This window comes from Ornatilinea apprima (assembly GCF_001306115.1).
GTDB classification, from domain to species: domain Bacteria; phylum Chloroflexota; class Anaerolineae; order Anaerolineales; family Anaerolineaceae; genus Ornatilinea; species Ornatilinea apprima.
In genome coordinates this window covers 260,284-276,236 of record NZ_LGCL01000015.1, presented here as the reverse complement: position 1 = coordinate 276,236, position 15,953 = coordinate 260,284, and the positions used below count along the sequence as shown (strand labels likewise).

The 15,953-nt window shown below is 57.1% G+C and carries 16 protein-coding genes and 1 tRNA gene; 5 read left to right on the top strand and 12 right to left on the bottom strand.

Annotation, left to right across the window (positions count from 1 at the left end; translation table 11 throughout):
• Positions 1-48: 48 nt before the first annotated feature.
• Together fbp and ADN00_RS04465 are read left to right on the top strand one after the other, a co-directional pair.
• Entirely contained in the window at positions 49-1,101 is a 1,053-nt protein-coding gene (fbp, locus tag ADN00_RS04470) for a class 1 fructose-bisphosphatase (protein ID WP_075061746.1), read from the top strand.
• A gap of 162 nt (positions 1,102-1,263) precedes the next feature.
• A complete protein-coding gene (locus ADN00_RS04465; RefSeq protein WP_075061745.1) occupies positions 1,264-2,061 on the top strand; it encodes an HAD-IIA family hydrolase in 798 nt (265 codons plus the stop codon).
• Here the strand turns inward: ADN00_RS04465 and ADN00_RS04460 are convergent.
• From ADN00_RS04460 to ADN00_RS04440, 5 genes are all read right to left on the bottom strand, one after another.
• Positions 2,055-2,987, bottom strand: coding sequence for a GNAT family N-acetyltransferase (locus tag ADN00_RS04460; RefSeq protein ID WP_075061744.1), 933 nt, complete (start codon positions 2,985-2,987; stop codon positions 2,055-2,057). The genes ADN00_RS04465 and ADN00_RS04460 overlap by 7 nt on opposite strands.
• Before the next feature lie 128 nt (positions 2,988-3,115).
• The gene (locus ADN00_RS04455; protein WP_075061743.1) at positions 3,116-4,075 is read right to left on the bottom strand and encodes an ABC transporter permease; all 960 of its coding nucleotides are present in this window, start codon (positions 4,073-4,075) and stop codon (positions 3,116-3,118) included.
• Positions 4,068-5,300 carry an ABC transporter permease gene (locus ADN00_RS04450; RefSeq protein ID WP_075061742.1) on the bottom strand — a complete coding sequence of 411 codons (1,233 nt, stop codon included), beginning with the start codon at positions 5,298-5,300 and terminating at the stop codon, positions 4,068-4,070. Before ADN00_RS04450 ends, ADN00_RS04455 begins: the two co-directional genes overlap by 8 nt.
• Positions 5,297-6,829 (bottom strand): ABC transporter ATP-binding protein, encoded by a 1,533-nt coding sequence (locus ADN00_RS04445; protein WP_075061741.1) that lies wholly within the window; start codon positions 6,827-6,829, stop codon positions 5,297-5,299. Before ADN00_RS04445 ends, ADN00_RS04450 begins: the two co-directional genes overlap by 4 nt.
• A gap of 39 nt (positions 6,830-6,868) precedes the next feature.
• On the bottom strand, positions 6,869-7,912 hold the full coding sequence (locus tag ADN00_RS04440; RefSeq protein WP_075061740.1) for a BMP family protein: 1,044 nt from the start codon (positions 7,910-7,912) through the stop codon (positions 6,869-6,871).
• Positions 7,913-8,180: 268 nt separating this feature from the next.
• Here ADN00_RS04440 and pgi point away from each other — a divergent pair, with 268 nt between their 5' ends.
• Positions 8,181-9,824, top strand: coding sequence for a glucose-6-phosphate isomerase (pgi, locus tag ADN00_RS04435; protein WP_075061739.1), 1,644 nt, complete (start codon positions 8,181-8,183; stop codon positions 9,822-9,824).
• Positions 9,825-9,921: 97 nt separating this feature from the next.
• Here pgi and ADN00_RS04430 read toward each other — a convergent pair whose 3' ends face one another.
• The 6 genes from ADN00_RS04430 to ADN00_RS04405 all read right to left on the bottom strand — a co-directional run bounded on the left by ADN00_RS04430 (position 9,922) and on the right by ADN00_RS04405 (position 15,293).
• Entirely contained in the window at positions 9,922-10,128 is a 207-nt protein-coding gene (locus ADN00_RS04430) for a hypothetical protein (RefSeq protein ID WP_075061738.1), read from the bottom strand.
• A gap of 223 nt (positions 10,129-10,351) precedes the next feature.
• Positions 10,352-11,872 carry a DUF4332 domain-containing protein gene (locus ADN00_RS04425; protein ID WP_075061737.1) on the bottom strand — a complete coding sequence of 507 codons (1,521 nt, stop codon included), beginning with the start codon at positions 11,870-11,872 and terminating at the stop codon, positions 10,352-10,354.
• A gap of 131 nt (positions 11,873-12,003) precedes the next feature.
• Entirely contained in the window at positions 12,004-12,846 is an 843-nt protein-coding gene (locus tag ADN00_RS04420) for an energy-coupling factor ABC transporter ATP-binding protein (RefSeq protein WP_075061736.1), read from the bottom strand.
• Positions 12,843-13,712, bottom strand: coding sequence for an energy-coupling factor ABC transporter ATP-binding protein (locus ADN00_RS04415; RefSeq protein WP_075061735.1), 870 nt, complete (start codon positions 13,710-13,712; stop codon positions 12,843-12,845). Before ADN00_RS04415 ends, ADN00_RS04420 begins: the two co-directional genes overlap by 4 nt.
• A gap of 15 nt (positions 13,713-13,727) precedes the next feature.
• On the bottom strand, positions 13,728-14,588 hold the full coding sequence (locus ADN00_RS04410) for an energy-coupling factor transporter transmembrane component T family protein (protein ID WP_075061734.1): 861 nt from the start codon (positions 14,586-14,588) through the stop codon (positions 13,728-13,730).
• A gap of 75 nt (positions 14,589-14,663) precedes the next feature.
• Positions 14,664-15,293, bottom strand: a complete 630-nt coding sequence (locus ADN00_RS04405) for a hypothetical protein (RefSeq protein ID WP_075061733.1) — start codon at positions 15,291-15,293, stop codon at positions 14,664-14,666.
• A 21-nt stretch (positions 15,294-15,314) separates the two neighbouring features.
• Between ADN00_RS04405 and ADN00_RS19695 the strand changes: the two genes are divergently transcribed.
• Positions 15,315-15,518 carry a hypothetical protein gene (locus ADN00_RS19695; protein ID WP_152966256.1) on the top strand — a complete coding sequence of 68 codons (204 nt, stop codon included), beginning with the start codon at positions 15,315-15,317 and terminating at the stop codon, positions 15,516-15,518.
• Positions 15,519-15,642: 124 nt separating this feature from the next.
• Here ADN00_RS19695 and ADN00_RS04400 read toward each other — a convergent pair.
• Positions 15,643-15,714 (bottom strand) — tRNA-Lys (locus ADN00_RS04400).
• A gap of 76 nt (positions 15,715-15,790) precedes the next feature.
• Between ADN00_RS04400 and ADN00_RS19955 the strand changes: the two genes are divergently transcribed.
• Positions 15,791-15,934, top strand: a complete 144-nt coding sequence (locus tag ADN00_RS19955) for a hypothetical protein (RefSeq protein ID WP_160317462.1) — start codon at positions 15,791-15,793, stop codon at positions 15,932-15,934.
• The last annotated feature ends 19 nt before the right edge of the window (positions 15,935-15,953 follow it).

The window sequence follows — 15,953 nt, the reverse complement described above, 5'->3', positions numbered from 1 at the left end:
TAATGATATTGGGGTAAATAAACCAATTTATTGATTAAAGGAGAGATCATGACGCTGATTCTGCCTTCCAAATCTGGGCGGGTAGTAACGATTGAGAGGCACATTCTGGAAACCCAGAAGTACTACCCGCAGGCCACGGGTGTGCTGACCAATTTGCTGTATGATATTGCCCTGGCTGGGAAAATGATCGCCTCGCAGATGTCGCTGGCTGGGCTGGCTCAAGTCTTGGGAAAGACGGGGGATGTGAATGTGCAGGGCGAGCAGGTGATGAAGCTGGACCGCCTGGCGGATGACATTATCTATCACATGACGGCCACCACCGGGCGGGTGGCGGTGCTGGCCTCGGAAGAGCACGAGGAGATCATCCCCGTGCCGGAGCAGACGACGCCGGGGAAATATATTCTGATGTTTGATCCGCTGGATGGCTCTTCCAACATTGATTATGACGCGGGTGTGGGCACCATTTTCGCCATTTACAACCGCGTTACCAGTGAAGGGCCGGGAACGGTGGATGACTGCCTGCAAACCGGACGTAACCTGGTGGCCGCCGGATACATCGTGTACGGTGTGAGCACCATGTTCGTGTACACCACCGGTCACGGCGTGCACGGCTTCACGCTCGACCCTTCGATTGGCGAATTTTTACTGACGCATGAAAACATTCGCATTCCACCCGAACCGGTGTATTACAGCACCAACACCGGCAACCAGGAAAAGTGGAGCAAGGGCGTGCGCGAGTTCACCAAGGCGCTGCACGGCGGCAACGGCAAGGCCAAGCCGCTTTCCATGCGCTATGTGGGCGCGCTGGTGGTGGATTTTCACCGCACGCTGCTGGCGGGTGGCATTTTCTATTACCCGGGAGATAAGGGCAAGCCGCAGGGCAAGCTGCGCCTGACCTATGAGGCGATACCGCTGGCGTATATCGCTGAGCAGGCGGGGGGGTATGCTTCGGATGGCTGCCAGGCGATTCTGGATATCCGACCGCAGCAGCTGCACCAGCGCACACCGCTGTTTGTGGGCAGCAGCAGCCTGGTGCGGGCAGCGGAGGCGTACATCGCCAAGTATGATAAGGGCGAGGAATGCCCGCCGCCGGTCGAATAATTTGGGTGAGCAGGAATGCAAATATTTGGCGCGCCGAAAGGCGCGCTAGTGTTTGGTAGCCCCTATCGCTTCACGGGCAGTGAAGAAGGCAGAGGGCTTGCGTGCCAGCCAGGGTGGTTTGGGATACAATAGAGCCAACTTTAATGAAAACAGGTGACGTGGATGAAGCTTTCCCATGTAAAAGGGTTGTTGATCGATGTGGATGGAACGCTGCTGCGCAGCAAAGCGGCACTGCCCGGCGTTGAGCTGTTCTTTCCGTTTTTGCGCAGCAAGGGCGTGAAGTTTTGCATCGCGACCAACAACTCAGTGGTGACCGCCGAGCAGTACCAGCGCTTCTTTGAGCAATTGGGCGCGCCGATCTCGGAGGCGGAGATTCTCACCAGCAGCGCGGCGATGCGGTATTATCTAGAGCGGCACTTTCCGCAAGGCGGAAAAGCGTATGTGATTGGCCGGGAGGGGCTGCGGCAGGCGGTGCGGCAGGCCGGCTTTGAGGTGCTGGAGGGGATGGAAGCAGCGGCGGACGTGGCGGTGGTGGGCGGAGACCCGCACTTTACCTATGATCACCTCAAATACGCCTGCCTGCATATCCAGAATGGGGCTGTCTTTTTAGGCACCAACCCGGATGTGCTCTACCCCTCGGATGAGGGGCTGCTGCCGGAGGTAGGCACCACCCTGGCGGCGCTGAAGGCGGCCACCGGCGTGGAAGCGCGGGTGATTGGCAAGCCGGAGAAACATCTCTTTGAAGCGGCGTTGCAGCGGCTGGGGCTGGAGGCGCGCGAGACGGCCATGCTGGGTGACCGCCTGGACACGGATATCGCGGGCGCGAAGCGGATTGGCATGGCCTCGATCCTGGTGGAGACGGGAGTGGATAACCGCGACAGTGCGCAGCAACACAATATCCACCCTGACATGATTGTGAGGGATCTGCCGGAATTGATGGCGCGCTGGGAGGATCAGTAAGTCTTTTTCCAGACGTGGCTTTTGTAGGCTTCGGTGAAGCCCATTGAGTCATATAGCTTATTAGCGGGGATCATATCGCCGGTGTCGACGGTGATTTGAATGGCTCCCAGGGCTTTCACGCGGCGCATGGCCTCGTACATCAGGCTTTGCGCCAGGTTCTTGCGGCGATGGTCGGGATGGGTGCAGACGGGCTCGTAGATGGCGCGGTGATTGTAGCTGTCGAAAATGGCGGCCACATGGGCGGCGTAGCTGCCGTCGGGGGCCACGGCTACCAGGTGCAGGTCTTGCCGGTAGCTGGGGGCGTGCAGGCCAAACTGCTGAAACTCGAGCGCGTTGTGTTTGGTGCGGTTAAAGGCGGCATTGAGCAGGTCGGCCATGCGCTGGCAATCGTGCAGGTCGTGCGGGTTGACTTCGGCGAGGGTATAACCTTCAGCCAGCGGCGCTTCGGGAATGGAGGGGGCAACCAGATACATGCGGCGGATGACCCCGCCGTCGTCCAGCATTTTGAATCCACGCGCTTCGAGCAGGCGGCGGCGCACGCAGTCGTGGTCAAACACTTCGGTTTGCAGGGTGGGCTGGCCGGTTTCATTGTCCGGGGCGGGGCCATGTTCTTCCACCCAATCCAGCATGGATTCCTCAATTTCAGCGCGATAGACCGGGTTGATCTGCAGCGAGAACCAGCCGGGTCCATCCAGATTGGCCGCCCCGGCCAGGTGATCGCCGGAAGTGATCCATAACTGGATGGTTTTCGGCCAATTGGGGTTAAGCTCACCAGTGGGGTTATGGAATCGCGATCCGTCCCAGCGGCGGAAATCCCAGTTAAAACCGAGGCCAGTGAAGGCGTACGATTGAATGCTCAGCTCGCGGATATGCCAGAAATCTTGCTCATCCTGAAATGGGCGGGAATGGATGGTTGAGTCGGTCATTTTGCACCTCGATTGGGATGGTGAGTGAAGGGGCCTGCCTTCATTATCGCCGATTTGGGACGGTTGGACAAGCAGGAGGGTGCAGGGCGCTTGCGTTGCTTTTTCAATTTATCTGACCTGAGGTGGGGTTATTTGCCTTCGCGCTTAAAGGCCTGGCCAGAGGCGGCGGGCCAGCTGGCTTTTCCGCTGAAGAGGATGAGTGCCAGCAGCGTAACGACGTAAGGGAAGGCGACCATGGCCTGATAGGGGATGGCGATGTTCATGGTTTGCACGCGCAGTTGAAGAGCATCGGCGAGGCCAAAGAGCAGGGCGCCGAGCAGCACGCCGAGAGGCTGCCATTTGCCAAAGACGATGGCGGTGTAGGCAATGAATCCGCGGCCGCTGGTCATGTTCTCTTGCCAGGTGTTGAGCACGCCGATGGAGAGGAACGCGCCTGCCAGCCCAGCGAAGGCCCCGGCGAAGAGCAGGGTGAGGTAGCGCACGCGCACCACCGAAATGCCCAGCGCGTCGGCGGCATGCGGGTGCTCGCCCACAGCGCGGATTTTGAGGCCCCAGGTGGTGCGGTAGAGCAGAAACCAGACCGCCGGGACGGTGAGAAAGGCCAGATAGACGAGGGGAATGTGGTTGAAGAAGATGGGACCCAGTATGGGAATCTCGCCCAGGAGGGGGATTTTCCAGGGGCTGAGGCTGGCGACCTGAATGACATCTTGCACCACGGCGCCGCTGCCGCCGCCAAAAACGAGGCCAAACAGAACGCTGGTAAGGCCCATCGCGCCCATGTTGAGGGCCACGCAGGTAACAATCTGGTGCGCGCCGATGGAAACCGCCATGACGGCGTAGGTGAGGCCAGCCAGCATGCCGAAAATGACGGCCAGCAGCAGGCCGCCCCACACGCTGCCGGTGAGGTGGCTGCCAATCACACCGCCCACCGCGCCCATGAGCATCATGCCTTCCATACTAAAGGTAACCAGCCCGGCGCGCTCGGCAACCAGCCCGCCCATCGCGGCCAGCAGAAGGGGTGTGGCCATGCGCAGCACGGCCTGGTAGAACTCCGGAGAGGCGAAGATGCTGAGCAGGTCGTTAAGCATGGGTCTCCTCGCTGGCGGGGGAAGAAAGGGCTTGAGGCGCGATCTGCTTGCTTTTGACGCGGGTAGAGATGTTGAAGGCGGCGCCGGCGATGGCAAACAGGATGGCGGCGGCCTGGATGACGCTGACCAGCGCGGTGGGAACGGCCGAGATGATCTGCATTTTGTTGGCTCCGGCGCGCAGAGCGCCGAAAAAGAGCGCGCCCAAACCCACGCCGAAGGGGTGAAGCTGGCCAATCAGCGCCACGGGTATGCCCGTGAACCCGGCGTCGACCAGGAAGCGGTCGATGAGGCGGTGAGAAGAGCCGAGAATTTCCACACCCCCCGCCAGGCCGGCCAGAGATCCGCTGATGAGGGCGGTGGTGAGAATGGTTTTGCGAACGTCAATGCCCATGTAGGCGGCAGCCTGCGGGTTGACGCCCACCGCGCGGGCGTGAAACCCGGTGGTGGTCTTGAAGATAATCAGGTACATCAGGCCGATGGCCAGCAAAGCCAGCACGATCCCCAGGGTGATGCGCCCCAGGGCGGGGGAGGCCGCCCATTCGAGGTAGGCCGGAGACTGGCCAAAGAGCCTGAGCATAAAGGGACTGTTGAGCCAGCCGCCAAGCGAGGGGAGCTGGGCGGCGAGGGGAATCTCGGCGGATTTGGGGAAGGGTTGTGATGCGTCTTTGATGCCGAGCCAGTTGATCAACGTCCAGGCCTGATTCACGCCGGGGGTGGGGTGGTCAACGCGCAGGGTCCATTCAAAATATTGGATGGCAATATAGTTGAGCAAGAGAGAGGTGAGGACTTCGTTGAAGCCGCGCCAGGCTTTCAGCAAGCCGGGAAGGAGGGCAAGCAAGGCCCCAGCAGCGGCGGCGGCAAGCATGGAGAGGGGGATGAGCAGCGCGGCAGGCAGGCCGGAAAAGGTGATGGCTGCCCAGCCCGCCGCCAGCCCGCCGACAAAGAGCTGGCCTTCGGCGCCGACGTTGAAGAATCCGCTGCGGTAGCCATAGGCAACCGCCAGGCCGGTGAAAACGAGCGGTGTGAGGCGGGTGAGGGTGGTGGCAACGGCGTTGAGACTGCCGAAGGCTCCGCTGAAGAGGGCGGCGTAGGCCTGGAGGGGGCTGCTGCCCCAGGCGAGGATGAGCAGGCCGGAGAGGAGAAAAGCCGCCAGAATGGAAAGCAGCGGAATGAGAACAAGCAGACTCGTTTCGAGCAGGGCGGCGAGCGGGCTGGTCTTCTTCATGCGGCGATCTGCCCTCCCGGCTGGCGGAAGACGCCGGCCATCATCTCGCCGATTTTGTGGATGGGCGCGTCTGCGGTGGCGAGGATGCCCATGATCTGGCCTTCGTAGAGAACGGCGATGCGGTCGGAAAGCGAGAGGATTTCCTCCAGATCAGTGGAGATGAGCAGAATTGCGGCGCCCGCGGCGCGGGCGGCGAGCATCTGGCGGTGAACGTACTCACTGGCGCCGATATCCAATCCTCGGGTGGGCTGCGAGGCGATCAGCAGGCGCGGGCGACGGCTGACCTCACGGGCGAGGACCACTTTTTGCTGGTTTCCCCCGGAAAGCAGGCGCACCGGCAGGCTGGCCTGCGGGGTTTTGATCTCGTATTCGCTCACGGCCTGGGCGGCAAAGCGGTTGATCTCTGCCTGCTGTAGAAAGCCGCGGCGCGAGAAGGGCGGCCGGGTAATGGTTTTGGCGACCAGGTTTTCGGCAATAGGCAACTCCATCAGCAAACCGGTGCGCTGGCGGTCGGGGGGGATGTAGGCGAAATTGAGGTCGAGAATCTCGCGCGGCGGGCGGTTGAGCGTGTCCTGCCCGGCGATGGTAACGCGGCCAGAAGCGGCGCGGCGCAGGCCGGCGATCACGTCGCCCAGTTCGGTCTGGCCATTGCCGTCGACCCCGGCGATGCCCAGAATTTCACCGGCGCGGATTTCAAAAGAAATATTGTTGAGGGCGGGCAGCCCGCGGCTGCCGAGGGCGCGCAGATTTTGCACCGAAAGGACCACCTCGCCGGGCTGCGCGGGGGGTTTTTGAAGGTTGAGCGCAACCTCGCGGCCAACCATGCTGCGTGCCAGGTCTTGCGGGGTGGTTTGGTCAACCGGGCTGCTGGCGACCACGCGGCCGTTGCGCAGCACGGTTACCTGGTCGCAGATAGCCATCACCTCTTCGAGTTTGTGGGTGATGAAGATGATGGACAGCCCGGCACGGGCCAGTTCTTTGAGGACGGCGAAAAGTTCTTCCACTTCGCCGGGGGTGAGCACGGCGGTCGGCTCGTCGAGGATGAGCAGCTCGGCCTGGCGGTAGAGGACTTTGAGAATTTCAACACGCTGCTGCGCGCCCACCGGCAGGCTCCAGACAGGAGCGTGGGGATCGACGTTGAGGTGAAAGCGCTGGCCGGTTTCAAAAATCTGGCGGGCCACGGCTTCGAGGTTGAGGAACGGCTCGCGGGGGGATTTCAGGCCAAGGATGACGTTTTCGGCCACAGTGAGCTGGGGGATCAGCATGAAGTGCTGGTGCACCATACCCATGCCGAGGGCAATGGCGTCGTGCGCCTGGTGAATTTCCATGGGCTGGCCTTTCCAGTAGATTTGCCCGCGCGTGGGGCGGTAAACGCCGAAGACGCAATTCATCAGGGTGGTTTTTCCGGAGCCGTTTTCGCCCAGCAGGGCGTGGATTTCTCCGCGCTGGATGGTCAGGTCAACGTTGTCGTTGGCCAGCACACCGGGGAAGGTTTTTTGAATTTTTTCCAGGCGGAGCAATTCAGGCATTGGGCAGCCCCATCCGTTCGCGGTGATCCAGCCCGCAGATTACAGGTCCCTGCGCACTACAAGATTGGGAAAGATGGAAGGGTCTTGCAGGTAATCTTGCAGGAGCTGGTTAAATTCGGATTCGACTTCGGCGGGCACAAGGCCATACATGGGGTTGGGGTAGACCACGCCTTCCGCGAGGCCAAAGGCGAAATGCCCGCCCGGCTCACCGGCGGCGATGAGCTGCAGGGTGGCGTCAATTTCGCGGGAGACATCTTCCGTCCAGCCGCCGAGAACAAATTCGGGGGCGAGGTGATTTTTGTCTTTGACCCAAGAGATGATGCGCAGGCTGGTGCTGCCGGCTGCGTAAGCCTCGCGCACGGCTTCAATCGCGCCAGAGTCGCCGGAATCGGCCATGAGGATGATCACATCTACGCCCTGTTCCAAGGCGGCTTTGGTCAGTTCTTTAGTTTTGGTGGGGTCGGTCCAACTGCCCACATAGGTTTCCAAAACTTTGGCCTGCAGGCCCAGGTCGGCGCAGGCCTGGCCAACCATTTGGGCCTGGTACTGAACGGCGGGGTACTGCTCGCCGATGATGAAGGCCACCTTGCCGGTTTGCGAAATTTTACAGGCCAGCCAGCCCATCAGGTAGCCGCCTTCGCCAATTGCGAAACCAACGGTATACAGGTTGGGAATGCCAGCCTCGGAGCCGTTGGTCTGGATGAAGTGAAGATCGGGATATTCGCGGGCAACCTCGCTGATCTGGTCGGAGTATTCGTTGCCGTGCGCCATGATGATCTGGAAACCGGCGTCGGCGTAGTCACGCATCACCTGGGCGGCGTCTTCCACTTTGACGTATTCGGTGTAGGCGATTTCAAGACCATACTTGTCGCGGGCTTCGGTGAGGGCCTGGTAAGCGTTGGCGTTCCAGCCGGCATCGTTGACCGGGCCGGAGAGCACAGCAGCCATCTTCATGCCGCTTAATCCGCTCAGCGGGGCGGCGGGCGTTTTTGCGGCGGGGGGCTGGGGGGCGGCGCAGGCGGATACTACCAGGGTGAAAAGAGTGAGCAGGACGAGCAAGTCCACCCATTTATTTTGATTCATGGCGATATATTCCTTGTCTGTTTCCAATTTCACCCGGCGGCGGGGACCACGACTGCTCAACGCGCCGTCCAAGTGGCAATCCGCTTTGATTTTAACCGAAAAAGACCAGTCGGATGAATTTTAGAAGAGGGGAGATTTCCAAAGGATGATTACCTGCTGCAGGCGGAGAAGGAAAAACGAGATGGTGATATTTAAGGTATTCTATGAGAGAAGTGTTAAAATAAAGTGATTATCCGATAAGCTGATTGATCTACGATTAGGAGTGGTTATGAGCCTAGTATCTTCTACCTCGGCCTGGGCGGCGCTGGCAGCGCACCAGAAAATGATGGCCAGCGTGAGCGTGCGCGGCCTGTTCGAGCAAGACCCGCAGCGCTTTGAGCGGTTTCACCTGCGGTTGGACGAGATTGTTTTTGATTATTCCAAGAACCGCATCACTGCAGAGACGCTGTCTCTTCTATTGAGCCTGACAGAGCAGGCGGGCCTGCGTGCGCGGATCGAGGCGATGTTCACGGGGGAGAAGATCAATCTCACCGAGAAGCGGGCTGTGCTGCACGTGGCGCTGCGCAACCGCGGCAACCGCCCGATTGTGGTGGACGGCCAGGATGTGATGCCCGAGGTAAACCGCGTGCTGGCAAAGATGAAGGATTTCAGCGAGCGGGTGCGCTCAGGAGCGTGGAAGGGGTACACGGGCAAGGCGATCACCGATATTGTCAATATCGGCATTGGCGGCTCAGACCTGGGACCGAAGATGGTAACCGAGGCACTGAAGCCCTACGCGCGTCCCGATCTGCGCGCGCATTTTGTGTCGAATGTGGACAGCACCGACCTGGTAGAAACCCTGAAGGGACTGGACCCGGAGACGACCCTGTTTTTAGTGGCGTCCAAGACGTTCACCACGCAAGAGACGATGACCAACGCGCAGTCGGCGCGGGATTGGCTGCTGGGGGCGGCGCAGGATGAAAGCGCGGTGGCGCGGCATTTCGCGGCAATGTCTACCAATACCCGCGAAGTGAAGAAATTCGGAATTGATCCGAACAATATGTTTGAATTTTGGGACTGGGTCGGCGGGCGCTATTCACTGTGGTCGGCGATTGGGCTGTCCATCGCGCTGTACCTGGGGTTTGAAGTGTTTGAAGAACTGCTGGAAGGCGCCTACCGTGTGGATGAGCACTTCCGCAGCGCGCCGTTTGAGCAGAATATTCCGGTCATCATGGCGCTGTTGGGAACGTGGTACAACAACTTCTGGGGAGCAGACACCTACGCGATTTTGCCCTACGACCAGTATCTGGCGCATTTCCCGGCTTATTTCCAGCAGGGTGACATGGAGAGCAACGGCAAGCGGGTTACGCGGCAGGGCGAGGTGGTCGATTATTCCACCGGCCCGATTGTGTGGGGCCAGCCGGGCACCAACGGGCAGCACGCTTTTTACCAGTTAATTCACCAGGGAACGAAATTGATCCCGTGCGATTTTTTGGTGGCGGCTAACAGCCACAACCCGCTGGGAGAGCACCATTCGATTCTGGTTTCGCACTGCCTGGCGCAGACCGAGGCGCTGATGAAGGGGCGCACAACCGAAGAGGCGCGCGCGGAACTGGCGGCAGCCGGATACACAGGGGCAGAGCTGGACCTGCTGGCGGCAGCCAAGACCTTCCCCGGAAATATCCCGACCAACACCTTCCTCTATCCGCGGCTAACGCCCCTGGTGCTGGGCAGCCTGATCGCGCTTTACGAGCACAAGATCTTCACCCAGGGTGTGATCTGGGATATCAACTCGTATGATCAGATGGGTGTGGAACTGGGTAAGCAGCTTGCCAAGGTGATTTTACCGGAGCTAAAGGGCGAGGGCGAAGTGCAGAGCCACGATTCTTCAACGAATGGGCTGATCAACCTGGTGAAGAAGATGCGAGCGTAAAAAAGAGAAGACTTTGATCTTGGCCTTCCCCCAGAGCTTGGGGGAAGGTGTTTTTAAGTGACCGCAAAACCCCCACACAGAAACCAAAACTTTGCTATCAAAGCAAGGAGAGTACACGCCAGCCGATGAACAGGGCGGCGGGAAGGAAGAAGCAGGGCAGGGCGAAGGCGGAACAGCAGCAGCAAGATCCGTTGGATGCGGCGGTGTGGGGCGGCTGCTCTTCTTCTCCGGTGTAGAAGGGGTCGTAGAAGTCATAGATGCCGTTGTAATACCCGTCGAAGTCGTTTTGATCGTCGTTATACATAATCCCACGTCCATAAGTGTCTGGCTGCAGCCTGATTGTGGTTCATAATGTAGTGGCTAAAACTTACCCTGTTGGCCCGTTTGCTGAACCGTCGGCTGTGGATTTTCACAATAGGGACAGCGAATCAGTTCGCGCTCAATTTCAAATCCACATACCGCACAGTGTTTCTTTTGACCGGATTTCTCGCTGGCAAACCAATCAAACAAGATTGTGTTGACCAGAATCAGGGCAGAAACGATGAAAATGGTGCCGGCCCAGTGGTCGGGTATAAATAGGAGATGGGGGAAAAACCGGGTGATGATATCTTCAGATAAGGACGACGCGATAGTGATGGTGAGGAAGAAGACCAGTTCTTTGATTCTTCCAAAGCGGTAGAGGGGGTAAAAATATAAAACCGCCACGCCCGATAGAAAGACAATGGCCAGGATGGTGCTGACGCCCGCAGTGGCAGTTTGAACCAGAATTGCGTTCGATTCAGATTCAAAAAAAGTAGAACAGCTTGTTTGAAGAATGGCATTGAATAGTTTTCTACCAGAATTTCACGCAAGGATTGATCAGCGGTGCTCTGCAGTGGCAGGGCGTTGATTTGATTCATTAATTGCTGGAGGATGCGGTCATGGATGGGGATGAGCGCCCGGGTGACGACAAATTGCCACAGGAGCAGGATGGCTTTGAGAATTTGCACAACCAAAACGGTGGCCAGTGGAACCAATGCAAAATTGACCAGGCGATGGATCAGAAAGCGCTGTAGCACAAAGGAGGGTGTTTGGGGTGATTTTTTCCAAACCTGGAACACATGGTCCACGTCAGCTTTAAGGATCAGAATAATGACAATGGAGATCGCGGCGAAAAGTGGCAGATAAAGGAACCGATATTCTTTCAATACGGCCAGAACCAGCATGGGGACGATGCTGAGACTCAGCACAATGACACCTGTGCGGGTAATCCGCATATGACGACGGGTGTCCATTTCTGACAGGTAGGTTTTGAAAAAGCGTTGGTCAAGTGGAGTATTAAAAAAATATCTTTCTGTCCATTCAGAAAATTTCGGCATCAGGTCCCGCGTCCACAAGGCCGCGCCCAGCACCGCCGCAAACAGACCGATCAGACTAGAAATCGCAAAGAAAAAAAGTAAAGCGCTGGTCAGTTCTGCAAGCTGAGCTGTTTTCCACAGAGCGGGATCATCGGCTGGCCAGATGAAAAATTTTGTTACGGTTAAAACGAGCAGGAATAAAGTTGCCAGCCAGAATAAAGCTCTATGCAATTTGTGCCGGATTTGGAATTGCTGTGAATAAAGCCGCCGAGTTTCTTGGACGGATTGCTGGTAAAGAACCGGAAAATCTTTTTCGGCAAGAATGAAAAGGACAAGTTGATGTTTAAGTTCTTTAGACTCTTCAATGATGTCGCGCGCGGTTTCGAGGCTGATGTGCTCAGCCAGGGAACTTTGCTCAAGGTGTTCAAACAAGGCGCGCGGTTTTTCGGAGGCGATGGATTCAACATTGGGATATCGTTGGACCAAAACCTGTGCCATCGCGGGCTGCATGCTTTTGATTCGCAATAGATCGGCAATACCGGCCCAGGCAAGTATCTGATTTGGTGATGCGCCAGACTGAATTGCCAGCTTTTCGCGTTGATCGGGAAAGGTGCTGGCTTTCAGCAAGGCGGCTGTGTCGAATATGCCAGCCTTATTCAGCTTGATCACAATTTCTTCCGGGATTTCCAGATGCTCTAGCAAGATTCTCAACGCATTTTCTCCTGCTTGATATCGGCGCTATCTCATGATTAATGTATTCCACTCCAAGGAAGAATGCAAGCCTGCACTATGTGAAACAAAAAAAGGGCTGCCCTGCTTGCGGACAGCCCCTGAGTGCTGATTTAGCCTTTGGCGGCGATGGTTTTGTACTGCTCGACCATCGATTCGACGGTGAGGGTGCCGGGGTAGAAGCCCAGGTCGGAGACGGATTGGGCAAGCTGGGTGATTTGCGGGGGTTCGATGTAGGTCTTGGCCAGAATCTCGGTCTGGGCGAAGACTTCGTCGGTGGGGCCGTCGAGGAGGATTTTGCCCATACCCATCGCCACCACACGGCGGGCGTAGCGCGCCACGATGGGCATGACATGCGAGATAACGATGATGGTGTGGCCGCGCTCCTGGTTAAGGCTGAGCAGAAAGTCCATAATTTCGATGGACTGGCGCGAGTCCTGGCCGGTGGTGGGCTCGTCAACGATGATGACCTTCGGGCGCAGGGCGAGGATGGAGGCGATGGCGACGCGCTGGCGCATGCCTTTGGTAAGAAAGAAAGGATGCTCGGTGTAGTTCTCTTCGGGCAGGCCGACAACGCGAGCGGCTTCTTCCACGCGGGCCTTAACTTCCTCTTCGCTTAACTCGATGTTGCGCGGCCCGTAGGCAATCTCGTCCCAGCAATTGCTGTTAAAGAGCTGGTGGTCGGGGTTCTGGAAGACGTAACCGACCCGTCGCACCATTTGCGCGATGGGAGTGGTGCGCGAGTTAAGGCCATCAACGAGGATATCGCCGCTGGTGGGTTTGAAGAGACCGTTCAGGCATTTGGAGAGGGTGGTTTTCCCCGATCCGTTCTGGCCGATGAAGGCGATAAATTCACCCTCGCCAATGGTGAGGTTGATGTTGTTAAGCGCCTGGGTGCCGTCGGCGTAGCGGAAAACAAGGTCTTTGACCTGAATGTAGGGAGTAGGTTCGGTCATGATTGGCCTCCAGCGGCGCGAGCGAGCGACGCGCGCAAAGATTGGGTGGCTTCTTCAACGGTGAGCGGCAAGGCTCCGCTGTACATATGCTGCAGGGCAAGCTGGTGGAAGAATTGCATGGCGTCGGGGGGGAAGATACCTTTTTCCATGAGCATGGCGATTTGGGCGAAGAAGGCGCGGGTTTCGTCTTCAAGGACAAGCTCACCGTTGAGCATGAAAGCCATACGGTCGGCGAGGGGAATAAGGTTCTCCAGGCTGTGTTCGATGACGATGATGGTGTTCTTCTGCTCTTTTTTAAGCTTGGCAAGAACGTCGAAGACGCGCTTGCGGCTGATCGGGTCGAGCATGGAGGTGGGTTCATCGAGGATCATCACGCGCGGGGTCATGGCCAGCACGGCAGCCAGGGCAACGCGCTGCTTTTGGCCGCCGGAGATTTCGTAGGGCGGCTTGAGGAGCAGAGGCTGCAGGTCGGTGAGGCTGACGACCCATTCGAGGCGTTCGCGGATCTCGGGAATGGACATGCCGAGATTTTCCATGCCGAAGACCAGCTCGTCTTCAACGGTCATGGCGGTGAACTGGGCCTCGGGGTCAGAGAAGACTACACCGACCTGGCGCTGAAGGGTGCCTTTTGCGTACGCTTCGACTTCTGTGCCATCGATCAGCACTTCACCTTCTTTGATCCCGTGATACTGGCCGGGGATAAGCCCGTTGAGCGAGTAGGCCAGAGTGGTTTTGCCGGAGCCGTTGGGCCCGATTACGCCGAGGAAGAGGCCTTCGTCGAGGGTGAGGTTGATGTTTTTCACGGCTGGCTGATTGGTGTAAAGATAGCGCCAGGTGTAGTTTTTTATATCAATTAGAGATGTCATGGGGTTCCTCCGCGCCTATCCGACCAGGCCTTGCAGCCAGATGTTGAAAAGAGAGTCTTCGAGGCCCAGCATGCCAAAGCCGTAGCGGGCAACCAGCAAGGCGACAAAGAGCAGGCCGATGGTGGCGGTAATGGCGATATCGACGGGCTTGAAGGTGTAGTGGGTGAGAATGTAGTCGGCGCGTTTGACGCGCGCGGCCTCGCCGGTGAAGGCGTAACCGCGGGCGACCAGGGCATTGGTAAATTCTTCGGAACGGCGCAGGGAGAGCGCAAACAGGGGGATCATATACATGATGTATTTGCGGATCTTATAGAGAAGCGGTTTGCCGGTGGTATCAAATCCGCGCGCCTGTTCGGCCTGGCGGACGATTTGAAAGTCCTCCAGAACCATACCGGCCGAGCGCAGCGCCATGGCAAAGACGTAGGTTACCACAAAGGGCACTTTAATGGCGCGCATGGCGACGATCACATCACGCTCTCGGGAGGTGCTGAGGAAGAGAACCATGGTGAAGATCATGGGCAGGATGCGGAAGTACACGGTGACCGCGTCTCGAATTCTTTCAAAGTAGAATGGAAAGCCAAACACATGGAACATGACTTTGAATTCCGGGTGGATTCCGCCGAGAATAGTGTAAGAAAGCAGAATGATCATGCCCATTGAAATAGCCACCGGCACATAAATTCGCAGGGCGCTCATATTGACGCGGCTGTACCACATGATCAGAACAATCGCGAGCATGAGGCCCAGATTCCATTCTGGGGCGGAAATGAAAAGTGGAAAAAGGCTGACAACCAGGAGAAAGAATAGCTTGACGAAAGGATGGACCGCGTAGATGGGGGATTCGTTGGGGACATAACCGAGGAGGGTCTTATTCATACGTTAATTGTCCTTGCTGTCCAATAATGAGTTGAGGGGGCAAAAGCTGCCCCCTCTGTGATTCGAATAAATTGATCAGGCAAGCCACTTCTTGACGAAAGCGGCGGTGCGAATGACAACAGGCGAAAGGACTTTGAGCAGAATGAAGTTGAAGACCAGGCCGGCCACAACATTACCGCCAAACCAGCCCCAAATGAAGAGCGGAACCGAGTCGGTGGTGAGCAGGCCGAAGCTGCGCAGCACTACCAGGGGCGACCAGAGAGCACCAAAGGCCGACGAGACGATCATGGCAGCGAGGAGGATGAGGTAATCGCGGCCAGAACGCAGGCGCGGGTCGGCTTTGAAGCGGCGGAACGCCCAGGCGGGCAGGAACGACTGCACGGCGTTGGCGGGAATATAAGCCAGAGAGATATAGAAAGGCGTGCCAGCAATGGCATTGGAGAAGAAGGGGAAGATGGCGCCGGCCAGAACACCCCACAGGCCAAACCAGATGGAGCCAACCTGCTGGACGGCAATACCGGTCCAGAAGAAGTTGACGCCAAAGCCGAGGGGGAAGCTGATGGAGCCAAAGGACCCCACGACGAAACCGATACCGATGAGGAGGGCCAAAATCACGATGTGAATGACACCGACTGACCGCTTTTCACCTGGTTCGACAGTCCAGATTTGTTCGGCGGTTAAATCGGCAGGTTTATTGGTAGCCATAAATCGTCCTTTCTTGGTTATATGAAAAAAGAAAAATATGAAAATCAACAGACACGGGTTTATAAGGGGATAAGAGAAAATTATGATGGGGTACTAACCGGACGGACCACCTCCTTTCCTGCTGTCAGCAATCAAGAAGTTCGCAAAACCGGTGAGAAAATACTCAAGAGTGAAAAAAACGATATCGTTATTATAGATAGTTGCCCACTTCAATACAAGATTTAATCTTAAATTAAGGTGAAAATAAAAGAATTTGCTTCAAAATTTTGGGCATATATAGGATAAATGATCAAGAATGGAGAGTCGCGCGGGAATCAAAAAAACCTGCCCGGTGGACAGGTTTTTGTTGTGAGCGCGAAGAGACTCGAACTCTTAACCAATGGCTTAAAAGGCCACTGCTCTGCCATTGAGCTACGCGCCCTCAATGTGAAAGAGATTTTATCACTGCTCGGCGGGGGCGTCAACCGTTTTTTGGGAATTTGTTTTCCGGAGTCTGGATGGAAAAGGATCAGGTGGATTGGGTCTTACCCGAAGATGGTGGGTTGCGGGTGGGGATGTTCTTGATTTTTGGTGGGGCAAATCACTTGACGAGTTGTGGGAGTTCTGCTAAAATACGCATCACTGAAACACAAGAGCTGTAAACAAAAAAAAGAGAATAGT

Coding starts and splice junctions, on each gene's coding strand:
- fbp (WP_075061746.1), top strand. CDS start 49: ATGACGCTGATTCTGCCTTCCAAATCTGGGCGGGTAGTAACGATTGAG.
- ADN00_RS04465 (WP_075061745.1), top strand. CDS start 1,264: ATGAAGCTTTCCCATGTAAAAGGGTTGTTGATCGATGTGGATGGAACG.
- ADN00_RS04460 (WP_075061744.1), bottom strand. CDS start 2,987: ATGACCGACTCAACCATCCATTCCCGCCCATTTCAGGATGAGCAAGAT.
- ADN00_RS04455 (WP_075061743.1), bottom strand. CDS start 4,075: ATGCTTAACGACCTGCTCAGCATCTTCGCCTCTCCGGAGTTCTACCAG.
- ADN00_RS04450 (WP_075061742.1), bottom strand. CDS start 5,300: ATGAAGAAGACCAGCCCGCTCGCCGCCCTGCTCGAAACGAGTCTGCTT.
- ADN00_RS04445 (WP_075061741.1), bottom strand. CDS start 6,829: ATGCCTGAATTGCTCCGCCTGGAAAAAATTCAAAAAACCTTCCCCGGT.
- ADN00_RS04440 (WP_075061740.1), bottom strand. CDS start 7,912: ATGAATCAAAATAAATGGGTGGACTTGCTCGTCCTGCTCACTCTTTTC.
- pgi (WP_075061739.1), top strand. CDS start 8,181: ATGAGCCTAGTATCTTCTACCTCGGCCTGGGCGGCGCTGGCAGCGCAC.
- ADN00_RS04430 (WP_075061738.1), bottom strand. CDS start 10,128: ATGTATAACGACGATCAAAACGACTTCGACGGGTATTACAACGGCATC.
- ADN00_RS04420 (WP_075061736.1), bottom strand. CDS start 12,846: ATGACCGAACCTACTCCCTACATTCAGGTCAAAGACCTTGTTTTCCGC.
- ADN00_RS04415 (WP_075061735.1), bottom strand. CDS start 13,712: ATGACATCTCTAATTGATATAAAAAACTACACCTGGCGCTATCTTTAC.
- ADN00_RS04410 (WP_075061734.1), bottom strand. CDS start 14,588: ATGAATAAGACCCTCCTCGGTTATGTCCCCAACGAATCCCCCATCTAC.
- ADN00_RS04405 (WP_075061733.1), bottom strand. CDS start 15,293: ATGGCTACCAATAAACCTGCCGATTTAACCGCCGAACAAATCTGGACT.
- ADN00_RS19695 (WP_152966256.1), top strand. CDS start 15,315: ATGAAAAAAGAAAAATATGAAAATCAACAGACACGGGTTTATAAGGGG.
- ADN00_RS19955 (WP_160317462.1), top strand. CDS start 15,791: ATGGAAAAGGATCAGGTGGATTGGGTCTTACCCGAAGATGGTGGGTTG.